Origin of the sequence: Aureimonas endophytica, from assembly GCF_014642635.1 — a bacterium.
Classification (GTDB): domain Bacteria; phylum Pseudomonadota; class Alphaproteobacteria; order Rhizobiales; family Rhizobiaceae; genus Plantimonas; species Plantimonas endophytica.
Window position 1 is genome coordinate 1164120 of sequence record NZ_BMIQ01000001.1, and the last position, 16123, is coordinate 1180242.

Here is a 16123-nt window from a genome sequence, read left to right on the forward strand (position 1 = left end):
TTACGCCAGCGCGTCCCATTCCGCCTTGCGGGCGGCCATCAGCATCTCGTTGCGCTTGACGAGCAGCGTCTCGTATTCGCCCCGCGCCTCGGCATAGCGTTGCGGCTTCACGTTCTCGATGACGATCTCCCCGGCCTCCGGCTGGCGTTCCAGAAGTTCGAAGGTCTCGGCGAGATAGCGGTCCAGCGGCATGGCGTTCTGGTCGCTCGCCTGCCGGTCGCCCATCAGGCCGGTGCGGACATAGGGCGGGATGAGCTCGATCACCTGGACGTTCGTCTCCCTCAGCTGGAGGCGGATCGCGTCCGTCCAGCCGCGAATGGCGAATTTCGTCGCCGTGTAGCTCGGCGTCATGGCGAAGGGCAGGTAGGCGATGCCCGACGTGACGGTGAGAATGGCGGCGCGCGGCCGGGAGAGAAGATGCGGCAGCAGCGCCGCCGTCAGGCGCATCGGCCCGAGAAGATTGGTGGCGACCGTCGCCTCCGCCACCTCCAGCATCGCGCCCGGCTTCGTCAGACGTTCGTTCTGCATGATGCCGGCCATGTGGACCACGGTGTCGAGCGCTGGAAAGCGCCGGACGATTTCCGCCCCGAAGGCGCGCACGGCTTCGGCGTCGCCGATATCCAGCGCCATCGCCGCCATTCCGGGATTGGCCGCCACCACCTCGTCCAGCGCCGACTGGCGGCGGCCGGCGATGATCACCTCGTTGCCGCGCCGCAGGAATTCCTCGGCCATGCCGCGCCCGATGCCCGAGCCGCCGCCGGTGACGAGAATGGTATTGCCGGTCATCCGCATCGGATCCGTCCTCTTTGCCTCGCGCGGCGCCCCGCGCCCGCCGGCCGCCGCCGGGCAAAAGCTATGGCCGTTTCGCGGCGTGGAAAGGCGTGCCTTGTCAAAGCTCGGGCGAAGGCCGCATAGCGGCGGCGCATCGAACGCTCCTCGCCGCAGGAAGACCACCGCCATGCCGCTCGCCCTGTCCTCGAACAATCCGCGCGCGGACCAGCGGGCGGCCTATGCGCAGGGCTATGCCGAGGGCGGCGATTTCGCCGCCGCCGCCGATCTGATGCGCCAGGCGCTGGAACTCGCGCCGGACTGGGCGGCGGGCTGGACCACGCTCGCCCTCCATCGGGAAAAGGCCGGCGATCGGGAGGGCGCGATCGCGGCCCTGCGGCAAGCGGTGGAGCTCGATCCGGCGGACGGGCTCGGCGCCGGCGCCAAGCTCGCGGCCCTCGGCGAGGCGCCGCCGCCGAGCGCCCTGCCGCCGGCCTTCGTGCGCGGCCTCTTCGACCAATATGCCGAACGATTCGAGCAGCAGTTGCGCGACCGGCTCGCCTATCGCGCGCCGGAGCTTCTCGGCGAGGCGATCCGCGCCGCCGGCCCCGGCGCCTTCGCGGCGGTGCTCGATCTCGGCTGCGGCACCGGCCTGATGGGAACGGTGCTGCGCCCCCTCGCGACGCGCCTCGTCGGCCTCGACCTCTCGCCGGCGATGCTCGCCAAGGCGCGGGCGAAGGGAGTCTATGACGCGCTCCACGAGAGCGACATCCTCGCCTTCGCGGCCGAGGAGGACGGTTTCGATCTCGTCGTGGCGGCCGATGTCCTGAACTATCTCGGCGATCTCGCCCCGGTCTTCGCCCGCGCCCGCCGCTGGCTGCGGCCCGGCGGGCTTCTGGCCTTCACGCTGGAGGCCCATGCCGGCGCGGAGCCCTTCGTCCTTCGCGAGACCCTGCGCTACGCCCATGCGGCGGAGGCGGTTTCCCGCCAACTCGCCGCCGCCGGCTTCGCCGCATCGGCGCCGCGGCACGTTCACCTGCGCGAGGATCGCGGCGAGCCGGTGGAAGGGTTGATATTCACCGCACGGGGGTAAAGCCGCCTCCCTTCTCCCGAGTCGGGAGAAGGTCCCGGCAGGGGGATGAGGGAGTGACGGATGCCGGCGCCCCACGGCTCCCTCACCCGCCTCCCGAGCTTGTCGAGGGGCGGCACCCTCTCCCGGTTCGGGAGAGGGAAGGCGGCGTCGCCGCCGTGCCATCCCGCAAGCCAGGGCTGGACCCGCATTGATTGTCGCATCTCCCGGAGTCACAGTCCGCCCTGGGAGGGATGGCGACGACAAGACGAGAGAGCACCGTGCCGAGCGAAGCCGAGCGGATCGAACTGGAGGCGACGCGCAAGGCGCATCGCTTCGGCAACTGGGCGGCGACGGCGACGCGGCACAGTCCCTGGGAAGACGTGCTCGGCATCGTCGCGGGCACGGCGCTCACCGCCCTCGGCATCGCGATGCTCGGCTCGCTCGGCTTCCTCACCGGCGGCATGGCGGGCCTCGCCTTCGTGCTTCACTATCTCACAGGCTGGAATTTCGGTCTCGTCTTCTTCGTCCTCAACCTGCCCTTCTACGCGCTCGCCATCGGCCGCATGGGCCGCGCCTTCACGCTGAAGACGGCGCTCGCCGTGACGCTCCTGTCGCTGATGACCGCCTTCAGCCCCGCCGTCATCCGCTTCGCGGCGATCGAGCCCGTCACGGGCGCCTGTCTCGGCGGCCTCCTCGTCGGCTTCGGCCTTCTGGCCCTGTTCCGCCACCGCGCCTCGGCCGGCGGCGTCGGCGTCCTGGCGATCTTCCTGCAGGACCGTTTCGGCTGGCGGGCCGGCCTCACCCAGCTCGCCGTCGATCTCCTGGTGCTCGTCACCGCCATTCTCGCCGTGCCGCCCCGCGCCGTCCTTCTCTCGGTGCTCGGCGCCCTCGTGCTGAACCTCTTCCTCGCGATCAACCATCGCACCGATCGCTATCTGGCGCGCTAGAGGCGCCCTTTTCGCGGGGCCCGGCGAGCCTTACCTCTAGCGCGTGATCCCCGCGCCCGTTCTCGACCTCGCCCCCGCCCTTCTTCCGCCGCGCTTCGCCGAATGGTTCGCGGCGAAGGGCTGGGCGCCGAGGCCGCATCAGCTCGACCTGCTGGAGCGCGCCGAGCGCGGCGCCTCCGTCCTCCTCATCGCGCCGACCGGCGCCGGCAAGACGCTGGCGGGCTTCCTGCCCTCGCTGGTCGATCTGTCCCGGCGGCCGCGGCGCAGGCCCGGCACGCGGCCGCCCGGCGTCCATACGCTCTACGTCTCGCCGCTGAAGGCGCTCGCCACCGACATCCAGCGCAATCTCGCCGCGCCGGTCGAGGAGATGGGCCTCGCCATCGCGATGGAGGGACGCACCGGCGACACGTCGCAGTCGCGCCGCCAGCGCCAGCGCCTCAACCCGCCCGACATCCTCCTGACGACGCCGGAGCAGCTGGCGCTCCTGATTTCGGGCAAGGACGCGGAAACCTTCTTTTCCGATCTCTCCACGGTCATCTTCGACGAGTTGCACTCGCTCGTCGCCTCGAAGCGCGGCCAGCTTCTGGCGCTGGGCCTCGCCCGGCTGCGGAGGCTGCGGCCGGATCTGAAGACGATCGGCCTTTCCGCCACCGTGTCCGAGCCGGACGAGCTGCGCGCCTGGCTGGTCGGCCAGGAGCCCGACGCGCCGTCGCGTCTCGCCGATCTCGTCACCGTCGCCGGCGGCGCGCTGCCCGAGATCACCATCCTGAAGTCGCGCGAGCGCGTGCCCTGGCAGGGCCATATGTGCCGCTATGCGATGCCGGAGATCTACGAGGCGATCCGCCGGCACAAGACGACGCTCCTCTTCGTCAACACCCGCTCGCAGGCCGAGCTGCTCTTCCAGGAACTCTGGCGGATCAACGAGGAGACGCTGCCGATCGCGCTCCATCACGGCTCGCTTGATGTCGGCCAGCGCCGCCGGGTCGAGGCGGCCATGGCCGCGAACGAGCTGCGGGCCGTCGTCGCCACCTCGACGCTCGATCTCGGCATCGACTGGGGCGATGTCGATCTCGTCGTGCATGTCGGCGCGCCGAAGGGCGCCTCGCGCCTCGCCCAGCGCATCGGCCGCGCCAATCACCGCATGGACGAGCCCTCGAAGGCGATCCTCGTGCCGGCCAATCGCTTCGAGGTCATGGAATGCCAGGCGGCGCTCGACGCCAACTATCTCGGCGACCAGGACTCGCCGCCGATGCGCGAGGGCTGTCTCGACGTCCTCGCCCAGCATGTGCTCGGCATGGCCTGCGCCGCGCCCTTCCGCGCCGACGATCTCTTCGCCGAGGTGCGGAGCGCCTTTCCCTATCGCGCCCTCGACCGCGAGACCTTCGACCGCGTGGTCGATTTCGTGGCGACCGGCGGCTACAGCCTGCGGGTCTACGAGCGCTATGCCAAGATCCGCCTCACCGAGGACGGCACCTGGCGGATCACCCATCCCTCCGTCGCGCAGGCCTATCGGATGAATGCCGGCACGATCATCGAATCGGAGACGCTGACCGTGCGGATGATCCGGGCGAAGACGCGCGCCGCCATCGGACGCGGCGGCATGGTGCTCGGCAAGATCGAGGAGAATTTCCTCGAGACCCTGTCGCCCGGCGACACCTTCCTGTTCTCCGGCCATGTCGTGCGCTTCGAGGGCATCCACGAGATGGAATGCCTCGTCACCAAGACGAAGGGCGAGGAGGCGAAGGTCCCCTATTACGGCGGCCAGAAGTTTCCGATGACGACCTTTCTCGCCGCCCGCATCCGCGAGATGCTGGCCGATCCGGAGAAATGGGGCGCCCTGCCGCCGCAGGTGCGCGAATGGCTCGGCATCCAGCGCGAGAAATCGGCGATCCCGGCGGCCGACGAGATGCTGGTCGAGACCTTTCCGAACGGCAACCGCTTCTTCATGGTCGCCTATCCCTTCGAGGGGCGCCTGGCGCATCAGACGCTCGGCATGCTCCTGACGCGGCGGCTGGAGCGGGCGCGGGCGAAGCCGCTCGGCTTCGTCGCGACCGACTATGCGCTGTCGATCTGGGGGCTCGGCGATCTCGGCGCGATGTTCGCCGACGGCCGGCTGTCGCTGGAGGACCTCTTCGACGAGGACATGCTGGGCGACGATCTCGAAGCCTGGATGGCCGATTCCTGGCTGCTGAAGCGCACCTTCCGGCAATGCGCGGTGATCGCCGGGCTGGTGCAGAAGAACCAGCCGGGGCGCGAGAAGACCGGCCGGCAGGTGACCGTCTCCTCCGATCTCGTCTACGACGTGCTACGCGCCCACGAGCCGGACCACATCCTGCTGCGCGCCACCTGGGCGGACGCGGCGACCGGCCTTCTCGACGTCCGGCGCGTGTCCGACCTCCTCGCCCGCGTCCGCCACCGCATCCTGCACCGCGACCTACCCGAGATCTCGCCGCTCGCCGTGCCGATCATGCTGGAAGCCGGCCGCGAACGCATCGAGGGCGAGGCGCGCGACGAATTGCTGGCCGAGGCGATGGAGATCGAACTCATCGGAAAAGCCTTGTCGGATAAAGGCCAGTTCCGCTCGAACACGCTAACCTAATGCCAGCGCCGATCCGGCGATCGTGACGGTTCTCCCTGCCATCGTCTTTCCGGCTCGACGGCGGAGAGAAGGACGTGGAACGATGGATAGGCTTCGGTCGAGGCGCGATGTTGAGATTCCGCCTCTGCCCTGCGGGCCATTCTGGGAATTGCCACGGCCCCGTCTCAAAAACCTGCCTGGAGACGATCGATGACCGAGGCGCCGAAGTCTTTCCACCGCTTCGCGGAAGCCGTCATGCAGGACATTCACCTATTCAAGACGAAGGCCGAATTCTTTCGTTTCGCGCTCGGCCGCATGTCCAGCGCGGAGCGCGGCGAATTCGAGGAATTCGTCGACAGACTGAATGCCGGTGAAATCAGCGACCGAGACTTGCAGGCATCGTGGAACAGTTCAGCGGCGGACCTTCTGTTCCCCGATCCGATCGATCTCCATCGCTTCCTCACCGAGGCGGCAACCTATGCCAAGGTCGTGCCACCGCGGCACCGTTTCGGGCGCTGATCCTTGCCGAGGCTCAATGCCCCGGCTGTATCTCCAACGCATCGGCACGGTTCTGGATCGTCAGCTTGTCGACCAACGTCCGCGAGGCCTCGTTCATGCCGACGATTTCCACCGCGATGCCGGCCTTCTTGAAGCGCAGCGCCACCTTGTCGAGCGCGCCGACACCGGTGAGGTCCCAGATATGGGCGCGGGAGACGTCGATCACGACGCGCTCCAACCGCTCCTTCGTGTCGAAGGCGTCGACGAACTGGCCGGCCGAGGCGAAGAAGACCTGACCTTCCACCAGATAGCGCCGCTCGCGCCCGTCGGGCGAAAGTTCCGAGGTCACGCGGAAGATCTGGGCGATCTTGGAGGCGAAGAACAGGCCGGACAGAAGGACGCCGGCAAAGACGCCGAGAGCGAGGTTATGCGTCCAGACGACGATCACCACCGTCGCCAGCATCACGACGGAGGAGCGGCGCGGATGGATGACGAGGCTCTTCAGCGAGGCCCAGTCGAAGGTGCCGATCGAAACCATGATCATCACCGCGACCAGCGCCGGCATCGGGATGATGCGCACGAGATCGCCGAGGCCGACGACGAGGATGAGCAGGAAGACGCCCGCCGCGAAGCAGGACAGCCGCCCGCGCCCGCCGGAGCGCACATTGATGCCCGACTGGCCGATCATCGCGCAGCCCGCCATGCCGCCGAGAAAGCCCGTGGCGAAGTTGGCGATGCCCTGCCCCATGCATTCGCGGTTCTTGTCGGAGGACGTGTCGGTATAATCGTCGATGACATTGGCGGTCATCAGGGATTCCAGGAGGCCGACCAGCGCGATGCCGACCGAATAGGGCAGGATGATCCAGAGCGTCTCCAGCGTCAGCGGCACGTCCGGCAGGAGGAAGCTCGGCAGCGTCGACGGCAGCTCGCCCATGTCGCCCACCGTGCGGACCTCGATGCCGGAGAACCAGACGAGCGCCGTCAGGACCGCGATCGAGACAAGCGGCGACGGCACCGCCTTGGTGAGCCGCGGCAGGCCGTAGATGATGGCGAGACCGGCGGCGACGAGCGCATAGGTCGCGGGCGTCACATGGGTGAGCTCGGGAAGCTGGGCGAGGAAGATCAGGATCGCCAGCGCGTTGACGAAGCCCGTCATCACCGAGCGCGAGACGAAGCGCATCAGGTCGCCGAGGCGGCAGAGGCCGCAGGCCATCTGGACGAGGCCGGCGAGGATCGTCGCGGCGAAGAGATATTGCAGCCCGTGATCGCGCACCAGCGTGACCATGAGCACGGCGGTGGCCGCGGTGGCGGCCGAGATCATCGCCGGGCGGCCGCCGAAGACGGCGGTGAGGACGGCGATGGAGAAGGAGGCGTAGAGCCCGATCTTGGGATCGACGCCGGCGATGAGCGAGAAGGCGATCGCCTCGGGAATCAGGGCGAGCGCGACGACGAGGCCGGACAGGAGATCGGCGCGGACATTGCCGAGCCAGTCCGCGCGGAGTTCGGAACGGGAGAAGAATCGCATCGAAGGGCAACGGGAGGCCGGACGCGCGTCGACACGGAAGTTCGAGGCTGCACCTTGCGTCAAGGCCGGGGTCTTGGAGTGGCCGAGGGATAGGCGCCCGGCATAGCCACCGGCGGGGCCGGTCCTTGTGCGGCGCGAAAATGCCCGCGCGTCAATCCTGCGTCAAGAGGACTCGGCCGCCGGGCCAGCCTTGCCATTGCCGCAAAGCGCGATTCTATGCGAACGAAACGCGAATGGAAGCGAAGCGGAGCCCGATGAACGCGATCCTGCGCCGAAGCCGGCAATCGCAGGCCGCCGCCGAGGAGGCGGTGGTCAACGACGAGACCGTGCTCTGCGACCCGTCCGGCGTGCTCTTCGTGCCCGCCGAGGACCTGCTCGTCGTCTCGGATCTGCATCTGGAGAAGGGCGCCGCCTTCGCCCGGCGCGGCATGTTCCTGCCGCCCTACGACACGGCGGCGACGCTCACCCTCTTCGGCGCGGCACTCGAGCGCTACCAGCCGCGCCGCGTGGTCTGCCTCGGCGATTCCTTCCACGACCGCCATGGCGCGGCCTTCATGCCGGCGCCCTTCCGCGAAGCGCTGACCGGGCTGATGGCCGGGCGCGACTGGCTCTGGATCCTCGGCAATCACGATCCCGAGCCGCCGGCCTTCGTCGGCGGCGAGACGGTCGAGGAGGCGACGATCGGCCGCCTCGCCTTCCGCCACGAGCCGCGTCCCGCCCACCGTCCGGGCGAGATCGCCGGCCATCTCCATCCGATGGCGCGGATCGCCCGGGCCGGGCGCAGCGTGCGCGGCGCCTGTTTTGCGACGGACGGGGCGCGCATGATCATGCCGAGCTTCGGCGTGACGACCGGCGGTCTCAACGTGCTCGACCGCCCCTTCGCCGGCCTGTTCCGGCCGGAGACGGCGAAGGCCTATGTCATCGGCGCGGCGCGCATCTATCCGATCGGCTTCGCCAGTCTCTCACGCGGCTGAGGCGGCGGCGCCATAGGTCGCGACGAAGCTCGCGATCTGGCAGACGACGACGACGACGGTGAGCGTCACCCGCAGCTTGCGGAAATAGAGCGGCAGCGCCCCGCGCCGGATCGCCAGGACATCCCAGACGCCCTGCAGCAGGAAGGCGAGCGCGAAGCCGGCGAAGAGCCAGGGCGCCGGCAGGAAGAGCAGGATCCAGCCGACCAGCGCCGGCACGATCGAGAGGATCAGCGTGCCGCGCCCGCTCGCCGAAGTCATCAGCGAGGAGCCCCAGCGGATGCCGCCGAGAAAGGACAGGATGACGGCGCTGTAGCCGCCGAGCGCCTTCACCAGGAGATCGAAGGCGATAAACTCGCGGCCGGCATAGAGCAGCGCGGCGGTCGGCAGGACGAAGGGCACGAGCCCGCCGAGACCGAGGCTCCAGAGCGTCGGGCGATGCCGCGAATAATCCAGGTCCCAGGGCCGGCCGCCCGTCTCCGCCGCTCCGTCCGCATCCGCCATTCCGCCGCTCCCTCTGCCGCGCCGCCCGGAGGGGCAAGTTGCGCGGCGGGCGCGTTCGGCAAGGCGAAGCGATGTCGCGGCGGAAGGTTCAGCCCTTCATCTCGATCTCGACGAAGGATAGCGGCGTCGTGCCGGCATTCTTCACGTCGTGCTTCACGCCGCGCGGCCGGCGGTAGCTCTGGCCGGCCTTGACCTCGGCCTCGGTCACCACGCCGTCGACCTCGTAGGCCATGGTGGCATCGGTGAGGATGACGACGGCATAGTCCATCGTGTGCTCGTGCCAGCCGGTGGCCGCGCCGGGCTCGAAGTCCCAGCGGGTGATCCTCGCCCGCTCGTCGTCGACGAGAAGGGTCGCAACGGCGGGAACGGTGCAGGCGAAGGCCATCGGCTTGTCCGGCGCTGGGTGTGGGTCTTTTCGCCATCCTTTCATCGGCGCCCGGCCGCTGGCAAGCGCGAAGCGGCCGGCGCTCAGTCGCGCTTGAAGATCATCCGGCCGAGCCAGCCCGTCGCCATGGCCAGCGCCACGGCGAAGACGCCGTAATAGGTGCCGTAGCGATGCGCGAGATTGGAGACGGTGCTTTCGAAGCCGGACTTCACCACCCAGAGCGTGTCGGTGCGCTCGCGCAGGAAGACGCCGCGCCGGAACAGGAAGGCGCGCGCCACGTGACGACCGACCGGCAGGTCGGCCGGAAGCTGGAGCTCGGCGCGGAACAGCGTGGCGCTGACGAATTCCACCGTGCCGAAGCTCTCGCGGAACAGGCCGCGATCGCTGCGGATGCGCCGCACCGCCTCGGCATAGCGGTCGCGGTTCGGCAGCGCCGCGCGCCCTTCGGCGCGCCGGCTCATCTGGAGATTGTCGATGCCGATCGAGAGCTGCGACAGGACCTGCGGCCCGGCGATGTCGCCGAGCCGGCGCGTCGCGGCGAGCGAATAGGAGGCGGGCACCGTGTCGAAGCGCTCCGAGCCCTGGTTGATCCAGAGCCCGAGCGTGCGCTCCTTCTCGCGCACGACGATCGGCACCTGCGGCCCTTCCAGCGCGACGACGATGTCGTAGCCGCCCTGGCGCATGATGCGCCCGTCGGCATTGTCGAGGACGCCGAAGATCACCAGCCGCGCGCCGGAAAAGTCCGGCGCGATGACGATCTCCTCGGTGGACAGGCCGATCTCGAAGGCTTCGGGCAGACCAGGGGCGCTCTCGCCCGGAATGGCCTGTCCCGGCGCCGGCTCGCTCTCCTCGGTCCGGCCCGGCCGGGCGGCGAGGACGGCGCCGCCGACGAGCAGCGCGAGGAGGTCCCGGCGCCGCATGTCAGTTCGTCTCGCCGCTCGGCAGGCTGATCGAATAGATGTCGCCCGGATAGACGACGAGCTCGACGCCGAGGCGCACGCAGACCGACAGGACCAGAAGGGCGAGAAGCGCGCGCAGCTGCTCGCCGCGCAGTTTCTGGCCGGCGCGCGCCCCGAACTGCGCCCCCACCACGCCGCCGACCATCAGGAGGAAGGCGAGCACGATGTCGACCGTCGTGTTGGTCGCCGCCTGGAGCACGGTGGTCACCGCCGCCGTGAAGATGATCTGGAACAGCGAGGTGCCGATGACGACATTGGTCGGCACGCGCAGGAGATAGATCATCGCCGGCACCATGATGAAGCCGCCGCCGACGCCCATCACCGCCGCGAGGATGCCGATCAGGAACCCGAGGCCGAGAACGGGGATGACCGAGACATAGAGCTTGGAGCGCTGGAAGCGCATCTTCAGCGGCAGGCGGTGGATCCAGTTGTGATGGCCGGGGCGCCGCGGATCGGCCGGCTGGCCCTTGGTGGAGCGGCGCATGGCGCGCAGGCTCTCGGCAAGCATGAGCCCGCCGACCGAGCCGAGAAAGGCAACGTAGAGCAACGAGACGACGAGATCGAGCTGGCCGAGCCGGCGCAGCAGGCTGAAGATGAAGACGCCCGCCCCCGAGCCGAGCGCGCCGCCGATGAGCAGCATCGTGCCGAGCTTGATGTCGAGCGTGCCGCGCTTGTAGTGGAACAGCGCGCCGGAGAAGGACGAGGCAATGACCTGATTGCCGCCGGTGGCCACGGCGACGGCCGGCGGGATGTTGTAGAAGATCAGGAGCGGCGTGATCAGGAAGCCGCCCCCGACCCCGAACATGCCGGACAGGAAGCCGACGGCGGCGCCCATGCCGATGATCACCAGCACGTTCACCGGAATCTCGGCGATGGGCAGATAGAGGCTCAAGCGGCGGCGTCCGGGTTGCGGGCGGTCGGCGCGTGTCCCCTCGGTCGGTTCGCGCTCCGACGCCCAGAACAGGCGATTCGGTCCTGATCGGTCTTACAGGATAAGAATGAAAAAGGGCGATCCCGAAGGACCGCCCTTTCGCGACATCGCGGAGGGGTTCGTCCGACGCCCGTCCCGCCTCAGCCGTTCTTCTTCTGGAGCAGCATGCGGATCAGCGGCGCGTCGATCTCGCCCGTCGCCTTCAGGCCGTTGTCCTTCTGGAAGGCGGTGATCGCCACCTTGGTCTTCTCGCCGAGCCGCCCGTCCGGCGCCCCGGCATCGTAGCCGAGGCGGCCGAGAATGGTTTGGATGTTGCGCACCGCCTTCGTCATGTCGATCGAGGAGGTCTGGTCGCGGCGCTCCTGCCATTCGGCGGGAATGTCGACGGTGTTGGCGGCCTCGACGCGCGGCTGCGGCGCGAAGGCCTTGATCGCCGCCTGGGCGCCGGCGAGCTCGTCCGCCTTCAGCGACTTGCCGATCTCGTCGCGCTTGGCGGCGGCGTCGCTGTCGCCGCCATCGGCGACGATCCCGAACCAGGTATAGGACTGGACGAGATCGCGCGGCACGCCGGAGCCGCGCGCATAGAGGATGCCGAGATTGTACTGGCTGTCGCGCATGCCGTGCTGGGCCGCCTCGACGAACCAGCGCGCCGCCGCTTCCGGCTGCGAGCGCCCGTCGATGCCCGTCGCGTAGAGCACGGCGAGATTGTGCATGGCGCGCACATTGCCGGCCTTCGCCGCCAGCGTGTACCAGTCGCGCGCCACCGTCGTATCGCGGGGCGTGCCGTTGCCCTTCTCGTAGAGCGTGCCGAGGCTGTATTGCGCCGGGGCGAAGCCCTGGAGCGCCGCCTGGGCGAACCAGTCGAGCGCCTCGTCCGGCTTCGGCCCGCCGTCGCGGCCCTCCATCAGGCGCAGGCCGATCTCGAAGGCGGCCTTCGGATTGCCGGTGCGCGCCGCATCCTTCAACGCGACGGGACCGATCGCGTCCGGCGGCAGCGGCGTGCGGATCAGCGCGGCGGCCGGCAGCTTGGCGCGCAGCTCGGCGAGCGTCGCTGTCGCCTCGCTGCCGTCGCGCAGCGCCGGGGCATCGGCGGGCGCGGTCTCGGCGACGGTCGCCTCCGCCGCCGGCATCGGGGCCTCGGCCACGGGCGCCACCGGCGCCGGAGGTTCGCTCGCCGCCTGTTCGGAGGCCACGGGAGCGGCCGGCGCCGGGAGCGCGGCCTCGCTGGTGGCCGCGGGGACCGGCGCGGCACCTTCCGGCGCCAGCGGGGCGGCCGCCGGCGCGGCTTCGGCGGTGACGGACGCGGGTTCAGGCGTCGGCTCGATCGCGGCGGCGCTCTCGTCGGCCGCGACCGGCGCGGAGGCCGTCTCGGCTGCGGGATCGGCGAGCATCATCTTGCTCATCGGCAGGGCGGACAGGGCGACGATCACCGCCACGACGCCCGTGATGATCGCCTTGCGGCGGCGCGACAGGATGGACCAGAGGCCCCGGCCTTCCGGCGCCTCGGCGACGCGGCTCAGCTTCTCGGCCTCTTCGCTCGCCGCCTTCACGGCCTCGCGCGCGGCGGCGCGGGTCTCGGCCTCCACGGCCGGGCGCTCCACGCCCTCGGCGCGGCTGCGCTGGGCGGCCCGGACGCGCTCCAGCAGCGCCCCGATATCCGGCATGCCCGACCCCGGCTCCAGCGGGCGGTTCATCTCCTCGCGGTCGATCGGCACGGACATGTCGAGCCCGCCGGCGGGCGCGGCCTCGCGCGCCTTGGCGGCGGCCAGGGTCTCGCGGGCGCGTTCGGCGAGGCCGAGCGCCGAGGCGGCGAGGTCGGGGGCCGGAGCCGCCACCGGCGCCGGGCGGTTATAGTCGAAGCGATCCGTATCGATTTCGGCCGCATGCGCCACCGGCGCGGCCTCGGGCGCCGTCACCACCATCGCGGCCGGGGCGGCCGGCGGAACAGTCGCGGCGACGGTCGCGGCCCGTGCCTCGCCCGGGATCTCGGCCTCGATCAGTTCCAGGCGGTCGACGATCTTCAGAAGCGTCTTGTGGACGGCCTCGAAGACGTCGTTCGACCGGCCTTCCGTCTGGCGCGACAGGGTTTCGAGGAGTTGCAGGTTTTCCGACAGCTTGGCGATATGCTCGGCCTGGCGCTGCTCGCCCAGCTGCTGCATGCGCCGCGCGGTCTCGTCGGCCACCTCGCGCGCCGCCTGGATCAGCGTCTCGCGATGCTCGTCCAGCCGCTGCTCGATGGCGAGGAGGCGCAGGTCGAACTCCGCCTCGAAATCCTCCTGGAAGGTGCCGACACGGGCGAGGCTTTCCGACAGCCGCTCGATCTGCGCCTCCAGCGAGCGGATCGCCGTCTCGTCGGCGGCGGAACCGGCCGGACCCGTTTCCAGCTTCTCGGCCAGCGCGTTCAGCCGGCTCTCGATCGCCGCCGTGTCGAGCTTCGGCACGTCGATCTCGGCGATCACCTGTTCCAGATGGCCGGCCAGCGAGCGCACGCGCTCCTCGACCGAGGCGAGGTCGATGCGCTGCGGCTCGAGCTCGGCCAGCGCCGTGTCGACGCGATGCGTCAAGGCCTCGATCCGGGTCGCCAGCTCGACGCCGGTCGAACTCGCCGAGAGTTCCTCGACACGGGCCGAGAGATCGACGATCCGCGCCGCGAGCTGCTCGTCGGGGCCGCCGAGGCTCATGCCGTCGATGCGGGCGGACAGGGCCGCGATGCGCGCCTCGATCCGCTCGATCGGGGCCATGTCGAAGGCGGGCACGGTGACGATGGCGCGCGAGATCTCGTCCAGCCGCTCTTCCAGCGCCTGGAAGTTCTGGAGATCGGCCTCCTCGCTGCGCCGGGACAGCGCCTCGAAATTCGCCGCGAGGCCACGGATCCGCTCCTCGAGGCCCGACAGGTCGAGGCTGCTCGGAATGCTTTCGAGCTTCTCCTCGATCTGCTCCATCCGCCCGGCGAGCGCGCGGATATTCTCCTCGACCTGGCCGCGATCCAGCCGTTCCTCGAGCGCGGCCCAGCGCGCCTCGGCGGCGCGCAGAGGGCCGGCCGGATCGTCCATCATGGTCTCGAGCTTGGCGCGCAGTTCGCCCAGCTCCTCGCGGATCGACTGCGACAGGGCGCTCTGGTCGGGCGCGCTGCGGTAATGTTCCTCGAAGGCGTCCCAGCGGCGCTCGACCGCCTGGACCTGATCCTCGCGGGCGAGCGAGCGCAGCGATTCGCGCAGGCGCTCCAGCTCGCTCTTCAGTTCCGCCTTGGCGGCGAGGCTTTCCTGCGCGTCGACGGCATAGCGGTCCTCGAAGCTGCGCCAGCGCTCGCCGACGGCCTCGACCGTCGTCTCGCGGGCGAAATGCTGGAAGAGATGACGCAGCTCCTCCAGTTCGGAGCGCATGGTGTTCAGGGTCGAGCGGTCGGCGCCCGCCTCCGTCAGCCGCGCCAGGGAAGCGGACATCGACTGGAGCTCGTCGCCGATCGCCTCCGCGCTCTCGCGGTTCTCGATCATCAGACGCAGCTGCTCGAAGGCGGCGCGCATCTCGTCGAAATTGCGCTCGAAGGGCGGGCGGGCATTGGCCTCGCGCATCTCCTCGCGCAGGCGCTGCAGCTCGGCCGCCACCTCGGTCATCAGACGGTAGTTGCCGTCCTCCTTGTTCAGGGTCTCGGCCTCGGAGGCGAGATTGGCGAAGCGGCGGAGAAGGGTGCCGGGATCGACGCCGGCGCCGGAGGGCGTGGCGGAACGGGGGCTCGGCGCGGCGGCGCGCCGCTCCGGCTGGCCGTCGCGCCGGCCTTCGGCGGCCGGGCGCTCGGCCATCTCGTCCAGCATCTGGCGGCGCATGACGATCTCGGACACGGCATCGGCGAGAGCGGCGGGCCGGCGGGAAGCCGGCGCCGCCGCGACGGCGGCAGCGGCGGTCGAGGGACGAGGCGGCGCGGGCGGGCGGGCGGCGCGCCGCGACGGATGGGCGGCGGGCAGACTGGCGAGCCGCGCCTCAAGCGATTCCAGGGTTCGACTGAGCGACGACAAGGGCGATTCGCTGCGATCGTCGTATCCGGTACGCGCGGATGCCTCCGGCCTGACCATCCCCTTCGTCTCCTTCGTCCGCTCTGCGGTCCCGCGACCCGTCGCTCGACTTTTCGGTTGATCCTTCACGCAACAAAATTTAACGCGAACGAAACCGCTGGTCGAATTCTTAACCATATAGAAAGGGTGAGTTGACCGAAGCTGGAGTGTGCGTTCGAAGTCTCTCCTGCTGCCTCATTGCTGTCGCTATCCAAGTGGCATCAATCGGGTCGCAAGTGGTCACGGAACGTATCAAACGCATCGGTGAATTCGGGAAATGCCATGGAAAAAGCAGCTCACCTCGAGAATGAGGGCGAGAGCGAAGGGCAACTGAACGTCAGGCTGCTGCTCGGAATCGAGAGATCGGACAACGACGACGACGGCAGGCAGGTTTTCAAGATCGGCGACCTCGCCCGCGAGTTCGGCGTCACCCTGCGCACCCTGCGCTTCTATGAAGACCGCGGGCTGCTCAGCCCGGAGCGGCGGGGCACGACGCGCCTCTATTCCCGCAAGGATCGCAAGCGCCTGCGCCTGGTGCTGCTCGGCAAGGCGCTCGGCTTCTCGCTGACGGAAGCCCGGCAGATGATCGACGTCTATCACCAGCCGAACGGGCGCCGACGCCAGCTCGAAGTCGCGATAGAGCGCTTCGCCGAGCAACGGGACGTGCTTCTGGCCCAGCGCCGCGAGATCGAGGCTTCGATCGAGGCAATGGATCTTTCGATGGATGTCGTCTCGCATTGCCTGAAGGACAGCTGACCGCAGCCATTCTCAGCCTTGACGAGGAGGGTGCCGAGCGCGCCCTCCTCGCTTCTCCCGCCGCGTCCGATCGCCTGCCGCCGCCCCGGCGCGCCGTTAACCGCAGGACGCGTTCGGATGGTTTCGCCCCCCTCAAACCCGCGTCATCGACCTCGCATCCGTTGAACCCGATCGCTATAT

At 69.6% G+C, this 16123-nt stretch carries 13 protein-coding genes and 1 other annotated feature; of the genes, 6 read left to right on the forward strand and 7 right to left on the reverse strand.

What is annotated here, in order from left to right:
• Entirely contained in the window at positions 1-786 is a 786-nt protein-coding gene (locus IEY14_RS05880) for an SDR family oxidoreductase (protein WP_244639304.1), read from the reverse strand.
• Positions 787-958: 172 nt separating this feature from the next.
• On the opposite strand from IEY14_RS05880, the gene IEY14_RS05885 reads away from it, so the two are divergent.
• From IEY14_RS05885 to IEY14_RS05900, 4 genes are all read left to right on the forward strand, one after another.
• The gene (locus IEY14_RS05885) at positions 959-1861 is read left to right on the forward strand and encodes a class I SAM-dependent DNA methyltransferase (RefSeq protein WP_188907232.1); all 903 of its coding nucleotides are present in this window, start codon (positions 959-961) and stop codon (positions 1859-1861) included.
• A 257-nt stretch (positions 1862-2118) separates the two neighbouring features.
• Positions 2119-2787 carry a YitT family protein gene (locus IEY14_RS05890; RefSeq protein WP_373288916.1) on the forward strand — a complete coding sequence of 223 codons (669 nt, stop codon included), beginning with the start codon at positions 2119-2121 and terminating at the stop codon, positions 2785-2787.
• A gap of 43 nt (positions 2788-2830) precedes the next feature.
• Positions 2831-5386 (forward strand): ligase-associated DNA damage response DEXH box helicase, encoded by a 2556-nt coding sequence (locus IEY14_RS05895; protein WP_188907234.1) that lies wholly within the window; start codon positions 2831-2833, stop codon positions 5384-5386.
• Between the two features lie 189 nt (positions 5387-5575).
• On the forward strand, positions 5576-5884 hold the full coding sequence (locus tag IEY14_RS05900) for a hypothetical protein (protein ID WP_188907235.1): 309 nt from the start codon (positions 5576-5578) through the stop codon (positions 5882-5884).
• A 13-nt stretch (positions 5885-5897) separates the two neighbouring features.
• Here IEY14_RS05900 and IEY14_RS05905 read toward each other — a convergent pair whose 3' ends face one another.
• Complete coding sequence (locus tag IEY14_RS05905) at positions 5898-7388, reverse strand: SulP family inorganic anion transporter (RefSeq protein ID WP_188907236.1); 1491 nt, start codon at positions 7386-7388, stop codon at positions 5898-5900.
• A 76-nt stretch (positions 7389-7464) separates the two neighbouring features.
• Positions 7465-7516 (reverse strand) — a sequence feature (sul1 is cis-regulatory element that is thought to sense ions involved in sulfur or methionine metabolism; They are found in Alphaproteobacteria).
• Positions 7517-7642: 126 nt separating this feature from the next.
• Here IEY14_RS05905 and pdeM point away from each other — a divergent pair.
• On the forward strand, positions 7643-8362 hold the full coding sequence (gene pdeM / locus IEY14_RS05910; protein ID WP_188907406.1) for a ligase-associated DNA damage response endonuclease PdeM: 720 nt from the start codon (positions 7643-7645) through the stop codon (positions 8360-8362).
• Here pdeM and IEY14_RS05915 read toward each other — a convergent pair.
• The 5 genes from IEY14_RS05915 to IEY14_RS05935 form a co-directional block, all read right to left on the reverse strand.
• Positions 8351-8863: a DUF3429 domain-containing protein gene (locus IEY14_RS05915; protein ID WP_188907237.1), complete on the reverse strand. Its 513-nt coding sequence runs from the start codon at positions 8861-8863 to the stop codon at positions 8351-8353. The genes pdeM and IEY14_RS05915 overlap by 12 nt on opposite strands.
• An 88-nt stretch (positions 8864-8951) precedes the next feature.
• Positions 8952-9248, reverse strand: coding sequence for a cupin domain-containing protein (locus IEY14_RS05920; protein WP_188907238.1), 297 nt, complete (start codon positions 9246-9248; stop codon positions 8952-8954).
• Between the two features lie 83 nt (positions 9249-9331).
• Positions 9332-10168, reverse strand: coding sequence for a TIGR02186 family protein (locus tag IEY14_RS05925; protein WP_188907239.1), 837 nt, complete (start codon positions 10166-10168; stop codon positions 9332-9334).
• A 1-nt stretch (position 10169) separates the two neighbouring features.
• On the reverse strand, positions 10170-11099 hold the full coding sequence (locus IEY14_RS05930; protein WP_188907240.1) for a sulfite exporter TauE/SafE family protein: 930 nt from the start codon (positions 11097-11099) through the stop codon (positions 10170-10172).
• Between the two features lie 179 nt (positions 11100-11278).
• A complete protein-coding gene (locus IEY14_RS05935) occupies positions 11279-15151 on the reverse strand; it encodes a peptidoglycan-binding protein (RefSeq protein ID WP_188907241.1) in 3873 nt (1290 codons plus the stop codon).
• 234 nt (positions 15152-15385) lie between these two features.
• Between IEY14_RS05935 and IEY14_RS05940 the strand changes: the two genes are divergently transcribed.
• The gene (locus tag IEY14_RS05940) at positions 15386-15943 is read left to right on the forward strand and encodes a MerR family transcriptional regulator (RefSeq protein ID WP_244639307.1); all 558 of its coding nucleotides are present in this window, start codon (positions 15386-15388) and stop codon (positions 15941-15943) included.
• Positions 15944-16123 lie beyond the last annotated feature (180 nt).